The organism is Pseudomonas sp. P1.8 (assembly GCF_001269805.1).
Lineage (GTDB): Bacteria > Pseudomonadota > Gammaproteobacteria > Pseudomonadales > Pseudomonadaceae > Aquipseudomonas.
Genome location: NZ_LHVM01000005.1, coordinates 33,309 through 48,835 on the forward strand (window position 1 = coordinate 33,309; position 15,527 = coordinate 48,835).

Annotated in this window: 13 protein-coding genes and 1 pseudogene; 4 read left to right on the forward strand and 10 right to left on the reverse strand. The window is 58.8% G+C overall.

Annotation, left to right across the window (positions count from 1 at the left end):
* Window positions 1–100: 100 nt before the first annotated feature.
* Window positions 101–871 (forward strand): annotated as a pseudogene (locus tag AD668_RS02475) (calcium:proton antiporter); the annotation flags it as partial.
* Window positions 872–942: 71 nt separating this feature from the next.
* Here the strand turns inward: AD668_RS02475 and AD668_RS02480 are convergent.
* The 3 genes from AD668_RS02480 to AD668_RS02490 form a co-directional block, all read right to left on the reverse strand.
* Window positions 943–2,301, reverse strand: a complete 1,359-nt coding sequence (locus AD668_RS02480; RefSeq protein ID WP_053154180.1) for an 8-oxoguanine deaminase — start codon at window positions 2,299–2,301, stop codon at window positions 943–945.
* Between the two features lie 167 nt (window positions 2,302–2,468).
* Window positions 2,469–3,158 carry an SDR family oxidoreductase gene (locus AD668_RS02485; protein ID WP_053154183.1) on the reverse strand — a complete coding sequence of 230 codons (690 nt, stop codon included), beginning with the start codon at window positions 3,156–3,158 and terminating at the stop codon, window positions 2,469–2,471.
* 19 nt (window positions 3,159–3,177) lie between these two features.
* Window positions 3,178–3,534: a MerR family transcriptional regulator gene (locus AD668_RS02490; protein ID WP_053154212.1), complete on the reverse strand. Its 357-nt coding sequence runs from the start codon at window positions 3,532–3,534 to the stop codon at window positions 3,178–3,180.
* 84 nt (window positions 3,535–3,618) lie between these two features.
* Between AD668_RS02490 and AD668_RS02495 the strand changes: the two genes are divergently transcribed.
* Window positions 3,619–4,041 (forward strand): hypothetical protein, encoded by a 423-nt coding sequence (locus AD668_RS02495; RefSeq protein WP_053154186.1) that lies wholly within the window; start codon window positions 3,619–3,621, stop codon window positions 4,039–4,041.
* Window positions 4,042–4,105: 64 nt separating this feature from the next.
* Here the strand turns inward: AD668_RS02495 and AD668_RS02500 are convergent, their stop codons facing one another.
* The 7 genes from AD668_RS02500 to AD668_RS02530 all read right to left on the reverse strand — a co-directional run bounded on the left by AD668_RS02500 (window position 4,106) and on the right by AD668_RS02530 (window position 12,002).
* A complete protein-coding gene (locus AD668_RS02500; RefSeq protein WP_053154189.1) occupies window positions 4,106–5,032 on the reverse strand; it encodes an ABC transporter permease in 927 nt (308 codons plus the stop codon).
* On the reverse strand, window positions 5,032–6,138 hold the full coding sequence (locus AD668_RS02505) for an ABC transporter permease (RefSeq protein ID WP_053154192.1): 1,107 nt from the start codon (window positions 6,136–6,138) through the stop codon (window positions 5,032–5,034). The genes AD668_RS02500 and AD668_RS02505 overlap by 1 nt, the downstream gene beginning before the upstream one ends.
* A gap of 11 nt (window positions 6,139–6,149) precedes the next feature.
* A complete protein-coding gene (locus AD668_RS02510) occupies window positions 6,150–7,715 on the reverse strand; it encodes an ABC transporter ATP-binding protein (protein WP_053154195.1) in 1,566 nt (521 codons plus the stop codon).
* Window positions 7,716–8,247: 532 nt separating this feature from the next.
* Window positions 8,248–8,829, reverse strand: a complete 582-nt coding sequence (locus AD668_RS02515; RefSeq protein ID WP_053154198.1) for a YigZ family protein — start codon at window positions 8,827–8,829, stop codon at window positions 8,248–8,250.
* A gap of 6 nt (window positions 8,830–8,835) precedes the next feature.
* Window positions 8,836–9,486, reverse strand: a complete 651-nt coding sequence (locus AD668_RS02520; protein WP_053154201.1) for a TetR/AcrR family transcriptional regulator — start codon at window positions 9,484–9,486, stop codon at window positions 8,836–8,838.
* 87 nt (window positions 9,487–9,573) lie between these two features.
* Window positions 9,574–10,956 (reverse strand): uracil-xanthine permease family protein, encoded by a 1,383-nt coding sequence (locus AD668_RS02525; RefSeq protein WP_053154215.1) that lies wholly within the window; start codon window positions 10,954–10,956, stop codon window positions 9,574–9,576.
* A gap of 125 nt (window positions 10,957–11,081) precedes the next feature.
* Window positions 11,082–12,002, reverse strand: coding sequence for a LysR family transcriptional regulator (locus AD668_RS02530; protein WP_053154204.1), 921 nt, complete (start codon window positions 12,000–12,002; stop codon window positions 11,082–11,084).
* Between the two features lie 125 nt (window positions 12,003–12,127).
* Here AD668_RS02530 and AD668_RS02535 point away from each other — a divergent pair, with 125 nt between their 5' ends.
* Together AD668_RS02535 and AD668_RS02540 are read left to right on the forward strand one after the other, a co-directional pair.
* Window positions 12,128–13,477, forward strand: a complete 1,350-nt coding sequence (locus tag AD668_RS02535) for an aspartate aminotransferase family protein (RefSeq protein WP_053154207.1) — start codon at window positions 12,128–12,130, stop codon at window positions 13,475–13,477.
* 74 nt (window positions 13,478–13,551) lie between these two features.
* Window positions 13,552–15,045, forward strand: a complete 1,494-nt coding sequence (locus tag AD668_RS02540) for a CoA-acylating methylmalonate-semialdehyde dehydrogenase (protein ID WP_053154210.1) — start codon at window positions 13,552–13,554, stop codon at window positions 15,043–15,045.
* Window positions 15,046–15,527: the final 482 nt, after the last annotated feature.

Sequence of the window (15,527 nt, forward strand, 5' to 3'; positions counted from 1 at the left end):
TCGTTTGACGGTGTCAAATTTTCAGTGTCAAAAAATGCTCGTAACCCATTGATTTTAATGAGTATAGGTTTGGTATACCCATTAATATGTCTAGAAAACACTTATGCTCGACATCAACGGCATCCTTGGCCTGGCCGCATTGATGGGCGGGCTCAAGCATGGCGAGCAGTCCTACAACGATGATTCTGCGCGTAGCTATGGGGTGATGATTCTCACGGCCATGGGCGTGTCGATGGTGGTGCCGGAGTTCATTCCAGAAGCCAACTGGAAGCTTTATTCCGCGTTTACCATCGGCGCAATGGTGGTGCTGTACGCTTTGTTTTTGCGCATGCAGGTCGGTCCGCACAGCTATTTTTTCAGTTACAGCTACCCGGACAAACGCCGCAGGAAAGAGCCAGGCGAAGAACCTCAGCCGGTCAATCTGACGCTGTCCATCGGGCTGTTGGTATTTGGCGTGGTGGTGATTGGCGCGCTGGCCGAGGTAATGTCCAAGACCCTCGACCTGGGCCTGGAAGGAACGGGTGCACCGCCGGTGATCACGGCGATTCTGGTCGCGGCGATTTCAGCGGCGCCGGAAATTCTGACCGCGTTGCGCGCCGCGTTGGCCAATCGCATGCAGTCGGTGGTGAACATCGCGTTGGGGGCGTCGCTGTCGACGGTGATCCTGACGGTACCGGTGATGGAAGCGATGGCGCTCTACACCGGCCAGCCCTTTCAGATGGCGATGACCCCGGTGCAGACCGTGATGATTTTCATCACCCTGATCGTCAGCGCGATCAACCTCAACGACGGCGAAACCAACGCTATCGAAGGCATGACGCATTTTGTTTTGTTTGCGACGTTCATCATGTTGTCGCTGTTGGGTCTTTAAAAGCTTCGCCAGCAAGCAGGCTCCTACGAAAGCAACCCTGTAGGAGCCGGCTTGCTGGCGATGGCGTCCTATCAGACGCCGCTGATCAACTGCCGAGCCGCCTGGCTGTGATCGGCAATCAATCCCTTCAGATCCAGCCCTTCAACCTGCCCGTCAATCACTCGCCATTTGCCACCGACCATCACCCGATCCGCGCGATCCGCACCGCACAGCAGCAATGCCGAGACCGGATCATGGCTGCCGGAGAAGCGCAGCTCATCAAGCTTGAACAATGCCAGGTCGGCCTGCTTGCCCACGGCCAATTCGCCGATATCGGTCCGTCCCAGCAGACTGGCCGACCCCTTGGTCGCCCAACCCAGCACGCGCTCTGGCGTGATCTTTTCGGCGCCGTAACGCAGGCGCTGGATGTACAGCGCCTGACGCGCTTCAAGCATCATGTTCGACGCATCATTGGACGCCGACCCGTCCACACCCAGGCCAAGCAGGGCGCCGGCATCGGTCAAGTCAATGCTTGGGCAGATGCCCGAAGCCAGACGCATGTTAGAGCTCGGGCAATGGCAGATACCGGTTTTGGCGTCGCCGAGGCGGGCGATTTCGTCCGGGTTGAAGTGGATGCCGTGGGCCAGCCAGGTGCGTGGGCCGAGCCAGCCGACGCTGTCCAGATAATCCACGGTCCGCAGGCCGAAACGCTGCAGGCAGAAGTCTTCTTCGTCGAGGGTTTCGGCCAGGTGCGTGTGCAGGCGCACGTCGAGTTTGTTGGCCAGTTCGGCGCTGGCGGACATGATTTCCGGCGTCACCGAGAACGGCGAGCAGGGCGCCAGGGCGATCTGGATCTGCGCACCGTCGCCGCGTTCGTGGTACTCGGCGATCAGGCGCTGGCTGTCGTCGAGAATCACCTGACCTTCCTGCACCGTTTGCTGGGGTGGCAGGCCGCCGTCCTTTTCGCCGAGGCTCATCGAACCGCGCGTCAACATGGCGCGCATGCCCAGTTCGCGAACGCTTTCGACTTGCACGTCAATCGCGTTTTCCAGGCCTTCGGGGAACAGGTAATGGTGGTCGGCGGCGGTAGTGCAGCCGGACAGCAGCAATTCGGCCAAGGCGACTTTGGTGGCGAGGGCGAGTTTTTCCGGGGTCAGGCGTGCCCAGACCGGATAGAGGGTTTTCAGCCATGGGAACAACGGCTGATTGACCACTGGCGCCCAGGCACGGGTCAGGGTCTGGTAGAAATGGTGATGGGTGTTGATCAGGCCCGGGAGGATCACATGTTCGCGGGCATCGAACACTTCATTGCATGGCGCGGACGGTTGCTGGCCGACGCCGAGCACTTCGACGATTACACCGTCTTGCAACACCAGGCCGCCACGGGCATCGAGCTCGTTGGAGGTGAAAATGGCGAGGGGATTTTTTAACCAGGTACGGGTCGCAGGCATGTTGGCCGGCTCCTCTGAAAGTTGGGTTCAGGGTTGCCAGCTCAGTGTTGCCCTGTCTGCTGATCCAGGGTCGCCGGGGAGGCGAGGGGCGCAGTGTCGATCAAAACGTCGATGCCGGCAAGCCCGGCCCGACAAGACAACAAATAACCTACAGGTGGGCGGTAGTGTTACCAGGGAATGGTCTCACCCCGGTAATTGATGAAGTGATGCCCACCTTTGCCAACAAACGCATTCACCTGATCGACCAGGCCGCGCGTGCTGGTGTCCACATCGATATCCGCGCCTTCACCGCCCATATCGGTTTTCACCCAGCCCGGATGCAACGACAGCACGGTAAGTCGGGTGTCGCCCAATTGAGTGACAAAGCTGTTGGTCATCGAATTCAGCGCCGCCTTGCTGGCCTTGTACAGCGCCAGCTCCGGCGCGTCGGGCATGGTCACGCTGCCCAGCACCGAACTCATGAATGCCAGCAGGCCAGTATCGGGACGAAGCTGCCCGACAAAGTGCTGGGCCAGGTTGATGGGCGCCACGGCATTGGTAAAAAACAGCTGACCGACTTCGGCCATCGTTGCCCCACCGTTCGGCGTTTGAACGTCCGGGCCTTTGACGCCGGCATTGACGAACAGCAAGTCAAATACCTCGCCATTGAGTTGCTGGCTCAGGGCAAGCACGGCTTGCTGATCGTCCATGTCGAGTTTTTCGATCCGCACCTTGCCCAACGCCTGCAGGGCTTCGGCATTCTGTGGATTGCGTACGGTAGCGGTGACTTGCCAGCCATCGGCCAGCAGGGTTTTCACCAGGCCGAGGCCCAACCCGCGAGAGGCACCAATGATGAGTGCGTTTTTTGCCGTGGACATGAGTGGCTTCCTTGAAAAGTCAGGGTCGTGGATTCAATGGACACTGTTGCCCGAGTCGTTGTTGCAACTCATCGCGCAACGCGCCGAGTTCAGCCATTCGGGCTTCGATCAGTTTGAGTTTGTCTTGCAGCAATTGCGTGACAGCGCTGTCGGGATCGGGCGACTGCCAGATTGCCGCGACGCTGTGGCCAATCTCGCTGAGGCTGAAGCCCAGCCGTTGAGCGGTCTTGATGTATTGCACCAGCTGCACCATGTCCGCCGGATAATCGCGATACCCATTGGCGCTGCGTTGAGCCGCGATCAAACCGCGCTGCTCGTAGAAACGCAGTGTGTCGCGGCTGACGGCGCTGGCCTGGGCTAATTCACCGATGCGCATCATGACGTCTCATGGAGGGGCTTGACCCTGGAGCATACTCCAGGCTTTAGCCTTGTTGCTCCCTGAATTGATGGAGCAATGTCGATGTGGACTACTACGCAATATCGTCGTTTGGTGCAAGGCAGTGCCTGGTATGACCTGATCGTGATGGTGGCGTTTGTCACGCCGTGGAGTTTTGCGGCATTGCATGGGGTTTTGCTGGGGATAAGTCAGGCGCTGGGTCTGCCCGGCGAGCTGCCGTCGTTCGAACCTGTGCATATGTTGCTGGCAAATTTGTTGGGGTCGATTGTCTGCGTGTGGGCGGTGCTGCGGATTCGTGATCCCCGGGCGATGTATGGTCGATATGACGCGGTGGCCAGATTCCTGTTTTCGACTTGGCAGGCATACGCGCTTATCCATGGCGCGAGTTCGATTCTGATGGCTTTTCTGATGTTTGAACTGGCGTTGGGCATCGCTCAGGTGTTGCCTGTTCGGCAGCCATCGCGAGCAGGCTCACTCCACATTTGATGGGTGTGAACTCGGTCAAATGTAGGAGCGAGCCTGCTCGCGAAATGGCCAGACCCGTCAACCACTAGTGCCCGGCCTGCCAGGGCTGCCCCAACGAAACCGGCGCGAACAACCGAGTACGCAGCGCATCCCGGGACAGCAACACCAACACCACAATCGTCGCCACATACGGCAGCATCGCCAGCAGACTCGACGGTATCGCCAGCCCCAACCCCTGCGCCACCAGGTGCAGGATGCTGGCGAGTCCGAACAGGTAAGCACCCAGCAGCAAACGCCAGACTCGCCAACTGGCAAACACCACCAGCGCCAAGGCAATCCAGCCACGCCCGGCACTCATGTTTTCTGCCCACATCGGTGTGTAGGCGAGGGAAAGGTACGCCCCGGCCAACCCGGCCATCGCCCCACCAAACAGCACAGCCAATGTACGTACCGCCAATACCGGCAAGCCCATGGCACTGGCCGCGTCCGGGTTTTCCCCGACTGCCTGGATAATCAGACCGACGCGGCTTTTCAGAATCACCCAGGCCACCAGCGCAAACAGTGCGAAAGACAAATACACCAGCAGGTCCTGGGCAAACAGCATTCGCCCGATCAACGGGATTTCACTCAAATAAGGGATTGCCAAGGGTTCGAATCCCGCCAGGGGTTTGCCCACCCACGCTGCGCCTATGAAAGTCGACAGACCCACTCCGAAGATCGTCAACGCCAGGCCGGTCGCGACCTGATTGGCATTGAATACCAGCGCCACTAATGCGAACAGCGACGACAAGAGCATCCCGGCCAGCATCGCCAGCAGCACGCCGAGCCAAAGATTGCCGGTGCTGAATGCGACGATAAAACCGGTCACCGCACCCAACAGCATCATGCCTTCCTGGCCCAGATTGAGGACGCCGCTTTTCTCGCAGATCAGTTCACCCAGTGCCACCAGCAGCAGCGGCGTACCGCAGCGGATCATGGCGTAGAAAATATTGCTCAACAGATCGATATCCATCACAGCGCTCCAGCGTGTACGGCGGTGGCGGGTGCGCGGCGTGCCCAACGCAGGTTCAAACGGGGTCGATAGAGAATCAGCACATCACAGGCCAACAGGAAAAACAGCATCATCCCCTGGAACAATTGGGTGATCGCTTGGGGCAGGTTCAGACTCATCTGCGCACTCTCACCGCCGATGTACAGCAACGCCATCAGCAGGCTTGCAAACAGAATGCCGACAGGATTGAGTCGGCCGAGAAACGCCACCGTGATCGCCGCGTAGCCATACCCTGGGGAGACCTGCGGCACCAATTGCCCGATCGGCCCGGTGACTTCGCACACGCCCGCCAACCCCGCCAACCCGCCGCTGATCAACAGCGCGAGCCAGATCAGGCGCTTCTCGCGAAAACCTACAAAACTGGCCGCGCGTTTATCCAGCCCGAGCACCTTGATCTGGAAACCGACAAAACTTTTCTGCAGCAACACCCACACGGTCACCAGCGCGAGGAGGGCGAAATACACCCCCGCGTGCACCCGGCCATCTTCCATCAACAGCGGCAAGCGGCTGGCGTCGCCGAACATCGCCGATTGCGGGAAATTGAATCCCTCGGGGTCTTTCAGCGGCCCGTGGACGCAGTACAGCAAGAGGTTCAGGGCGATGTAATTGAGCATGATGCTGGTGAGGATTTCATTGGCGTTGAAACGCGTGCGCAACCAGGCGGTCAGCCCGGCCCAGGCTGCACCCGCGAAGGTCCCCGTGAGGAGGACCGCCACTAGCGCCCAGCGGCTTTGCACGCCAATGATATTGACCGCCAATGCACTTCCGGCCAATGCGCCTAACAGCAATTGGCCTTCTGCGCCGATATTCCAGATCCGCGCCTGGTAGGCGACGGCCAAACCCAACGCACACAGCAAGATTGGCAAGGCTTTTACCAGAAGTTCAGAGACACCGTACAAGTCGCTGATTGGTGCGATCAGCAACGTATGCAAGGTCAGCAGCGGGTCATGCCCGAGCGTAAGAAACAGCAGCGAGCCGCAGCCCAGTGTCAGGGCGGCTGCCAGCAACGGCGAGCACCACAACATCAGGCGTGATTGCTGGCCGCGAGGTTCAAGAGAAAGCAGCATGTGTGGCTCCGTTAACGCGTGGCTGATGCGGATGATGGGGGCGCGTCGAACTGGCCGGCCATCCAGCCGCCGACATCGCTCAGGCAGGTATCGACCGCAGGTTTGAGCGTGGATAACCGACCACCGCACAGTGCGCCCAGGCGGTCGCTGATCTGGAACAGTTCGTCGAGGTCTTCGGAGATCACCAGGATCGCCGCGCCAGCGTCGCGCAAGGCAATCAATGCTCGGTGAATGGTCGCGGCGGCACCGACGTCCACACCCCAGGTCGGGTGCGCCGCCACCAGCAACCTGGGTTGCTGAAGGATTTCACGGCCAAGAATGAATTTCTGCAAATTGCCGCCGGACAGGCTGCGGGCCGGGGCTTGGCTGTTCGGCGCCTTGACCCCGAAGCGGTGGATGATGTCTTCGGCGAGCGCCTGAACCTTGCTGCGCGAAATAAGTCCTTTGCTCACCAACCCTTGTTGGAACGCGGTAAGCAGGGCGTTATCCGCCAGGCTCAGTTCCGGTACGGCACCATGGCCCAGTCGTTCGGCAGGAACAAACGCCAGTCCGAGTTGACGGCGTGCGTCGGGGCGCAGATGCGCGACGGGCTCGTGGCCGAAACTGATTCTGGCGCTTTCGTCGCCGGTCAGTGGTTCTTCACCGCTGAGTAACGCGAGCAACTCATCCTGGCCATTACCGGCCACTCCGGCGATCCCGACAATTTCGCCACTGCGCACTTCAAGCGCGATGTCCTTGAGCGAACAACCGAACGGGTCCGGGTTGTGCCAGGACAATCCGCTGACCTCAAGAAAGACATCCCCCCCGGTCACCTTCGGATAGTCCGTTATCAAGTCCGCCGCTTCGCCGACCATCAACCTCGCCAGTTGCTGATCCGAGCACTCGACCGGTACACAATGCCCGGCTACTCGCCCGGCTCGCAGCACCGTCGCGCTATGACACAACGCGCGAACTTCACCCAATTTGTGGCTGATAAACAAAATGCTGCAGCCCTCGACAGCGAGGCGGCGCAAGGTCACAAACAAGTCATCGGCTTCCTGCGGGGTCAACACCGAAGTCGGTTCGTCGAGAATCAACAGGCGAATGTCCTGCATCAGGCAGCGAATGATTTCGACGCGTTGCCGTTCGCCGATGGACAGGCTGTGGACAAGTCGCTCTGGCTCCAGTGCCATGCCATAGCGTTGCGACACTTCGCGAATTTTCGGTTCAAGCTGTGTCGGCGTGCCCGCTGCCGAGCCCATGGCCAGGGCAATGTTTTGCGCCACGCTCAGGGTTTCGAACAGCGAGAAATGCTGGAACACCATGCCGATCCCCAACTCGCGAGCCTGAGCCGGGTTGCGCAGGTTGACCCGCTGTCCTTGCCAGATCACTTCGCCCGAATCAGCGTGGGTAACGCCGTAGATGATCTTCATCAGCGTGCTCTTGCCTGCGCCGTTTTCGCCGAGCAGGGCATGGATCTCGCCGGGCGCAATGCTCAGGTCGATGGCATCGTTGGCCAGGCAGCCGGGGTAGCGTTTGCTGATTCGACGTAGTTGCAACCGTGGAGTTGGATCAAGGGTAGAGGCAGGATTGGACATGGCAGGCTCGGTGCTGTTGGACTTGTGCCTGTGGATAAAGCAATTTTCTGGCCACTAGGTCAGGAAATTGCTTAAGCCCCGTCCGCCGAGTTGCTCAGTGCGCGGCTTCGCTAGCAGTCGATCTGGATCCGGCACCACTTGAGGGCAGAGCCCTCGGTCAGGCCCCGAATTTGATCGTGGTGTTTTGATTAAAAAATGATCAATCGAATGCAGGCCATACCGTGCGTGGCGCCGGGACCGCCATGAACGGGTTATCCACAGATTGCTCCACAGTATTTGTGCGCAAGCGCAAAGCTCGGGCATAAGCACTGTGTGGCTTTCTTCTAAAGGCGATAAACCACTGTAACTGATTGTTTTTGCGAGATTTTGGTGTTCAGAACAAAAAATTGGATGAAATTTGAACAATGCCCGCAAAGCCGCATGACAGAAGGGTTACAGACGTATGTGCTCAGGTTATCCACAGCCGGGTGCACAGTAGATGTGGGCAAATGTTGAATGGGCGAAAAAACGCCGTGCCCCAAAAGATCGCAGTTCACCGCTGCAACAGAATCCGCCCGCGACTCAGGTCGGCAAGCTGCAATTGCAAGGAGTCGATGCGCGCTTCACCCACCGCCAACCGCAACTCCACGCCATTGGCGGTAAAAGTTTCGTCCACAACCAGTCCACCTGCCTCCGCCACCCGAAGCTTCACCAGGGGCAACTCGGCAAAGGCGCAGGCACAACTGAGCGGTACCCGGCTGATCAGCTCAACCTTCGGTGCCGCTTGCAGGCATTTATTGGCGCCGCCACCGTAGGCTCGGGCAAGGCCACCGGTGCCGAGTTGAATGCCGCCATACCAGCGAATCACCAGCACCACGACCTGGTCGCAATCCTGCGCTTCGATTGCTGCCAGGATCGGTCGACCTGCGGTGCCCCCAGGTTCGCCATCGTCGGTGCTGCGATATTGATCGCCGAGTTTCCACGCCCAGCAATTGTGGGTGGCATTCAAGTCGCTGTGTTGTTCGATGAAAGTCTGGGCTTCAACTGGGCTGGAGATTGGGGCGGCGAATGTGATGAAACGGCTTTTGCGAATTTCTTCGCGGTATTCGCAAAAGTCGCTGAGGGTAAAAGGCATAAGTACTTAAATGGCAGGTGTCAGGCCGCAGCCCTTGAGAATGATTCGGATCAGGTTATTGCCGGCGTCTTCCATGTCTTGCTTGGTCAACCGGGAACGACCTGTGACTCGGCAAATCTGCGTGGAAAAGTCGGCATAGTGCTGGGTGCTGCCCCACAGCAGGAAGATCAAGTGTACCGGATCGACCGAGTCCATCTTGCCAGCGTCGATCCAACTCTGGAACACGCTCGCTCGTCCCTGGAACCAGGCGCGGTAATCCTGGTTGAAATACTCGGTCAGGCACTCGCCGCCACTGATGACCTCCATCGCAAAGATCCGCGATGCCTGCGGCTGTCGACGGGAAAACTCCATCTTCGCGCGAATGTAGCGGCTCAGGGCTTCGGCCGGGTCATCCTCGGCGGTCAGGGTGTTGAAGGTGCTGTCCCACAACTCGATGATGTTGCTCAACACCGCCACGTACAAACCGAGTTTGTTGGTGAAGTAGTAATGCAGGTTTGCTTTGGGCAATCCGGCATTCTGGGCGATGGTGTTCATGCTCGTGCCTTTGTAACCGTGACGGGCGAACTCGTCTTCGGCGGCTTTGATGATGGTCTCTTCGTTCTTCTGACGAATGCGGCTGGCGGGTTTTCCGCCGTGGGCTGGGACTTCAAAGGTCATGGGCACTTCCGAACGGGTGGGTGGGTGCAGCCTGTGCGTTGATAGCGCACCCACCGGTTTCAGACAAGTCCTGAAGCGATAAAACCCTTATACCTGCTCGATCGGTTCGTGACTGTTCGCACGTGTATCGGCTTTCGACTCCGGTAGCAACACGCACATCAGGATTGCGGTCAGACCGCCGCTGGTAATGGCCGAGTCGAAAAGGTTTTGCACCACTTTTGGCAACAAGTGCAGCAAGTTTGGTTGTGCTGCAATGCCCAGGCCGACGCCGAACGAAGTGGCGATGATCAGCATGCTGCGCCGATCCAGTGGCGCCTGGGCGAGGATGCGCACACCGGCCGCCGCGACACTGCCGAACATCACCAGCGTGGCACCGCCGAGTACGGGCTTCGGAATTTGTTGCAACACCGCACCAATCAACGGAAACAGCCCGAGACAAAACAGCAGCACGCCGATGTACAGGCCGACGTAGCGGCTGGCGACGCCGGTCAATTGGATCACGCCATTGTTTTGTGCAAATGTGGTGTTGGGGAACGCGCTGAACGTCGCGGCGATCAGGCAGCTGACGCCGTCGCCCAGCACGCCGCCCTTGAGTCGCTTGATATAGGACGGGCCGCTGATGGGTTGTCGGGCAAGCATGCAGTTGGCGGTGAGGTCGCCGACGGTTTCAATGGTGCTGATCAGGTAAATCAACGCCACCGGCAGGAACGCGCTCCAGTCGAAACTGAAGCCGAACTTGAAGGGCGTCGCAAGGCTGACCAGCGGCAGGTCGGGCAAGGGCTGCGGGACCAGTTTTCCACTGAACCAGGCTGCCAGGCTACCCAGCGCGAGCCCGATGATGATGGCGGACAGGCGAATCCACGGCGTGTTCGAGCGGTTCAGCAAAATAATCGTCAGCAGCACGAACAGGCCCAGGGCCAGATTGCCCGGCGCACCAAAGTCCGGCGCATTGAAGCCTCCCCCCAGGTCGGTAATGCCGACCTTGATCAGGCTGATGCCGATCAGGGTAATGACGATACCGGTCACCAACGGTGTGATCACCCGGCGAAGTTGCCCGATAAAGCGACTGAGCACGATTTGCACCAATGCACCGAAGAAGCACACGCCGAAGATCATCGCCAGAATGTCTTCCGGACTTCCACCTCGTTGCTTGACCAGAAACCCGGCGGACAACACTGCACCCAAAAACGCAAAACTGGTGCCTTGCAGGCAGATCATTCCGGCGCCAATACCAAAAGGCCTACGTGCCTGTATGAAGGTGCCGACCCCGGAGACCATCAGCGCCATGCTGATCAGGTAAGGCAGATGAGCGGTCAAACCCAAGGCTGAGCCGATCACCAGCGGCGGCGTAATGATGCCGACGAAACTGGCGAGGACATGCTGCAGGGCGGCGAGGAGGGCGGCGGCTGGTTTTGGGCGATCGTCGAGGCCGTAGATCAGATCACTTTGGCTTGGAGTTTCTGGCTGCATGGGCATGGGTCTTCTTTTTCGCAAGCGGGACGTTTGTCCATGTATTGCAAAAAGCTGTCCAAGTGCTCAGGTTATTGAATCTTTATTACTTCCAGAGCCTTTGTTTGCTGGGCTTTCGGTGGTTTCTATCGCGTCGCGGCCAGGCTCTCCAGAAAGCTTTCCAGCACCAAATGAGGGCGGCGACCCTTGCGCGTGACCGAGGCGAGGCTCAGGTCATAGAACCGCGCCTTGGGTTTCAGCGCACGCAGGCGACCTTGTTGTACCCAAAGTGCAGCGTAATGGTCCGGCAGATAACCAATGTAACGCCCGGTCAGAATCAGGAACGCCATGCCCTCGCGGTCCGAAGCGCTGGCGGTGCAGTTGAGCGCCTGATAGTGGGCCTGGATGTCCGCCGGCAACCGAAAGGTCGGCGCGATGGCGTCCTGGCTGTTCAGGCGCGAGTCGTCCAGTTGTCTGTCATCAACATAAAACAGCGGATGGCCGACGGCGCAATACAACAGCGAGCGCTCGCTATATAACGGCTGATACTCCAGGCCAGACAGCGCACTGGCCTGGGGCACCACGCCGACATGCAAGCGACCGTCGAGCACGCCTTGTTCAACTTCATTGGGCGCGATCATGCGGATCTGAATCTGTACGTCCGGGCCACGTTCTTTCAGTTGTGCAAGGGCGTGGGTGATGCGCATGTGGGGCAGGGTGACGAGGTTGTCGGTCAGGCCGATCGTCAACTCGCCGCGCAAGTGTTGGTGCAGTCCATTGACCTCGGTGCGGAAACTTTCCAGCGCACTCAATAGCTGCAAGGCCGATTGATAGACCTCGCGGCCTTCTTCAGTCAGGGAGAAGCCGGCCCGTCCACGCTGGCATAGGCGCAAACCGAGTCTCTGCTCCAGATCGCTCATTTGCTGGCTGATCGCTGAGCGACCGATGCCGAGCACTGTCTCGGCCGCGGAGAAACCACCGCACTCGACGACGCTGCGAAAGATCCGCAACAGGCGGATATCAAAGTCGCTGACTTGCGCCAGAGGATCGGGTCGGCGACTGGACATAGTTTAGTGGAGTCCTGACTGAAGGTTACAAAAGTTGGATTTCACAGACTTTATCTCCGTGGCAATTTAGCTGCAACAACGGTTTTTAATCCTTACGCCGCTTATTGCCTTGCGAGGTTTCGCTCATGAACTTGCCCGAAAACGCACCGACTTCTCTGGCCAGCCAGCTCAAGCTCGATGCTCACTGGATGCCGTACACCGCCAACCGCAACTTCCAGCGCGATCCGCGCTTGATCGTTGGTGCTGAAGGCAGCTGGCTGATCGACGACAAGGGGCGCAAGGTTTATGACTCGCTGTCCGGTCTGTGGACCTGCGGCGCCGGGCACACCCGCAAGGAAATCCAGGACGCGGTCGCCAAGCAACTGGGCACCCTCGATTACTCGCCAGGCTTCCAGTACGGCCATCCGCTGTCGTTCCAGCTGGCTGAGAAAATCACCGACCTGACGCCGGGCAATCTGAATCACGTGTTCTTCACCGACTCGGGTTCCGAGTGCGCCGACACCGCCGTGAAAATGGTGCGTGCCTACTGGCGACTGAAAGGCCAGTCGACCAAGACCAAAATGATCGGCCGTGCCCGTGGCTACCACGGCGTGAACATCGCCGGCACGAGCCTCGGCGGCGTGAACGGCAACCGCAAGCTGTTCGGTCAGGCGATGATGGATGTCGACCACTTGCCGCACACTTTGCTGGCAAGCAACGCTTACTCCCGTGGCATGCCGGAGCAGGGTGGTATCGCCCTGGCCGACGAACTACTGAAGCTGATCGAACTGCACGATGCGTCGAACATCGCCGCCGTGTTCGTTGAGCCGCTGGCCGGTTCCGCTGGCGTACTGGTTCCGCCACAGGGTTACCTCAAGCGTCTGCGCGAGATCTGCGATCAGCACAACATACTGCTGGTGTTCGACGAAGTGATCACCGGTTTCGGCCGTACCGGCAACATGTTCGGTGCCGACACCTTTGGCGTGACTCCGGACCTGATGTGCATCGCCAAGCAAGTCACCAACGGCGCGATCCCGATGGGCGCGGTGATTGCCAGCTCCGAGATCTACCAGACCTTCATGAACCAGGCGACGCCTGAGTACGCAGTGGAATTCCCTCACGGTTATACCTACTCCGCACACCCGGTGGCTTGCGCCGCGGGCCTGGCAGCACTCGATCTGCTGCAGAAGGAAAACCTGGTGCAGAGCGTGGCCGAAGTCGCACCGCATTTCGAAAATGCGCTGCATGGCCTGAAGGGCACCAAGAACATCATCGACATCCGCAACTTCGGCCTGGCTGGCGCGATTCAGATCGCCCCTCGTGACGGCGACGCGATCGTGCGTCCGTTCGAAGCCGGCATGGCGCTGTGGAAAGCCGGGTTCTACGTTCGCTTCGGTGGCGACACCCTGCAGTTCGGCCCAACCTTCAACAGCAAGCCGCAGGACCTGGATCGTCTGTTCGACGCGGTCGGCGAAGTGCTGAGCAAGATCGACTGATTTCTCCTTCTATATACCTATAAACAACGGGTGCCCGGTAACGGGTGCCTGTGGACAACTTTTCAGGAGCTTCCATGAGCGTTATTCCGCATTTGATCAATGGCGAACTGGTGACCGAGAACGGTCGCGCAGTGGATGTGTTCAACCCGTCTACCGGTCAGGCAATCCACAAGTTGCCACTGGCGACCCGCGAAACCATCCAGAGCGCCATCGACGCCGCCAAGGCAGCATTTCCGGCCTGGCGCAACACCCCGCCGGCGAAGCGCGCCCAAGTGATGTTCCGCTTCAAGCAACTGCTGGAGCAGAACGAAGCTCGCATCTCGCAATTGATCAGTGAAGAGCACGGCAAGACCCTGGAAGATGCGGCCGGTGAACTCAAACGCGGTATCGAGAACGTCGAGTTCGCTTGCGCTGCACCGGAAATCCTCAAGGGCGAATACAGCCGTAACGTCGGCCCGAACATCGATGCCTGGTCGGACTTCCAGCCGCTGGGCGTGGTCGCCGGTATCACGCCGTTCAACTTCCCGGCCATGGTGCCGTTGTGGATGTACCCGCTGGCGATCGTTTGCGGCAACTGCTTCATCCTCAAGCCATCCGAACGTGACCCGAGTTCGACGCTGTTGATCGCCCAACTGTTGATCGAAGCCGGCTTGCCGAAAGGCGTGCTGAGCGTGGTGCACGGTGACAAGACTGCGGTGGACGCATTGATCGAAGCTCCGGAAGTCAAAGCGTTGAGCTTTGTTGGCTCGACGCCGATTGCCGAGTACATCTATTCCGAAGGCACCAAGCGCGGCAAACGCGTTCAGGCTTTGGGTGGGGCGAAGAACCATGCGGTGCTGATGCCGGATGCGGATCTGGATAACGCCGTCAGCGCACTGATGGGCGCGGCTTACGGCTCTTGCGGCGAGCGCTGCATGGCGATCTCGGTTGCCGTGTGCGTGGGCGATCAAGTGGCTGATGCGCTGGTGGCCAAGCTGGTTCCGCAAATCCAGGCGCTGAAAATCGGTGCCGGTACCTCCTGCGGTCTGGACATGGGCCCTTTGGTCACTGGTCAGGCTCGCGACAAAGTCAGCGGTTATGTAGAAGACGGCGTAGCTGCCGGCGCGACACTGGTCGTAGACGGTCGTGGTCTGACCGTCGCGGGTCACGAGGACGGCTTCTTCCTGGGTGGTTGCCTGTTCGACAATGTGACGCCAGAAATGCGCATCTATAAAGAAGAGATCTTCGGGCCGGTGCTGTGTGTTGTCCGGGTCAATAGCCTGGAAGAAGCCATGCAACTGATCAACGATCATGAATATGGCAACGGCACTTGCATCTTCACCCGTGACGGCGAAGCCGCACGGTTGTTCTGCGACGAGATCGAAGTCGGCATGGTGGGTGTCAACGTACCGCTGCCAGTGCCAGTGGCTTACCACAGCTTTGGCGGTTGGAAGCGCTCGCTGTTCGGCGACTTGCATGCGTACGGTCCGGATGGCGTGCGTTTCTATACCCGCCGCAAGGCTATTACCCAGCGCTGGCCGCAGCGTGCAAGCCATGAAGCTTCGCAGTTCGCGTTCCCTAGCTTGTAAGTAGAGGGGCACAAAAGGCCGACCCATTGGGTCGGCCTTTTTGTTTTCGGGGCGGTTTTGACCTATATGACAGATTTGTGAAAATAGGTGTTGACGGCAGATTTCAGATGTCTATAATTCGCCCCACTTCCGGCGCAGTAGAAACTGAAAACTCCTTGGAAAACAAAGAGTTACGCAGTTTTCGGCAGCGGGTTGCTTCAGGTCATCGAAGCTAGAAAGAAGTTGAAAAAGAGGTGTTGACAGCAGCGTGTAACGCTGTAGAATTCGCCTCCCGCTGACGAGAGATCTGAAGCGCAAGTGGTTGAAGTTGTTAAGGAAATCCTTGAAAACTTCTGAAAAATACCACTTGACAGCAAATGAGGCTGCTGTAGAATGCGCGCCTCGGTTGAGACGAAAGATCTTAACCAACCGCTCTTTAACAACTGAATCAAGCAATTCGTGTGGGTGCTTGTGGAGTCAGACTGCTAGTCAACAGATTATCA

What these genes read in the sequence shown, in the direction of transcription:
- AD668_RS02510 (WP_053154195.1), bottom strand. Translation starts at nt 7,715, where the DNA reads ATGTCCAATCCTGCCTCTACCCTTGATCCAACTCCACGGTTGCAACTA.
- AD668_RS02500 (WP_053154189.1), bottom strand. Translation starts at nt 5,032, where the DNA reads ATGGATATCGATCTGTTGAGCAATATTTTCTACGCCATGATCCGCTGC.
- AD668_RS02505 (WP_053154192.1), bottom strand. Translation starts at nt 6,138, where the DNA reads ATGCTGCTTTCTCTTGAACCTCGCGGCCAGCAATCACGCCTGATGTTG.
- AD668_RS02540 (WP_053154210.1), top strand. Translation starts at nt 13,552, where the DNA reads ATGAGCGTTATTCCGCATTTGATCAATGGCGAACTGGTGACCGAGAAC.
- AD668_RS02515 (WP_053154198.1), bottom strand. Translation starts at nt 8,829, where the DNA reads ATGCCTTTTACCCTCAGCGACTTTTGCGAATACCGCGAAGAAATTCGC.
- AD668_RS02525 (WP_053154215.1), bottom strand. Translation starts at nt 10,956, where the DNA reads ATGCAGCCAGAAACTCCAAGCCAAAGTGATCTGATCTACGGCCTCGAC.
- AD668_RS02495 (WP_053154186.1), top strand. Translation starts at nt 3,619, where the DNA reads ATGTGGACTACTACGCAATATCGTCGTTTGGTGCAAGGCAGTGCCTGG.
- AD668_RS02530 (WP_053154204.1), bottom strand. Translation starts at nt 12,002, where the DNA reads ATGTCCAGTCGCCGACCCGATCCTCTGGCGCAAGTCAGCGACTTTGAT.
- AD668_RS02480 (WP_053154180.1), bottom strand. Translation starts at nt 2,301, where the DNA reads ATGCCTGCGACCCGTACCTGGTTAAAAAATCCCCTCGCCATTTTCACC.
- AD668_RS02520 (WP_053154201.1), bottom strand. Translation starts at nt 9,486, where the DNA reads ATGACCTTTGAAGTCCCAGCCCACGGCGGAAAACCCGCCAGCCGCATT.
- AD668_RS02485 (WP_053154183.1), bottom strand. Translation starts at nt 3,158, where the DNA reads ATGTCCACGGCAAAAAACGCACTCATCATTGGTGCCTCTCGCGGGTTG.
- AD668_RS02490 (WP_053154212.1), bottom strand. Translation starts at nt 3,534, where the DNA reads ATGCGCATCGGTGAATTAGCCCAGGCCAGCGCCGTCAGCCGCGACACA.
- AD668_RS02535 (WP_053154207.1), top strand. Translation starts at nt 12,128, where the DNA reads ATGAACTTGCCCGAAAACGCACCGACTTCTCTGGCCAGCCAGCTCAAG.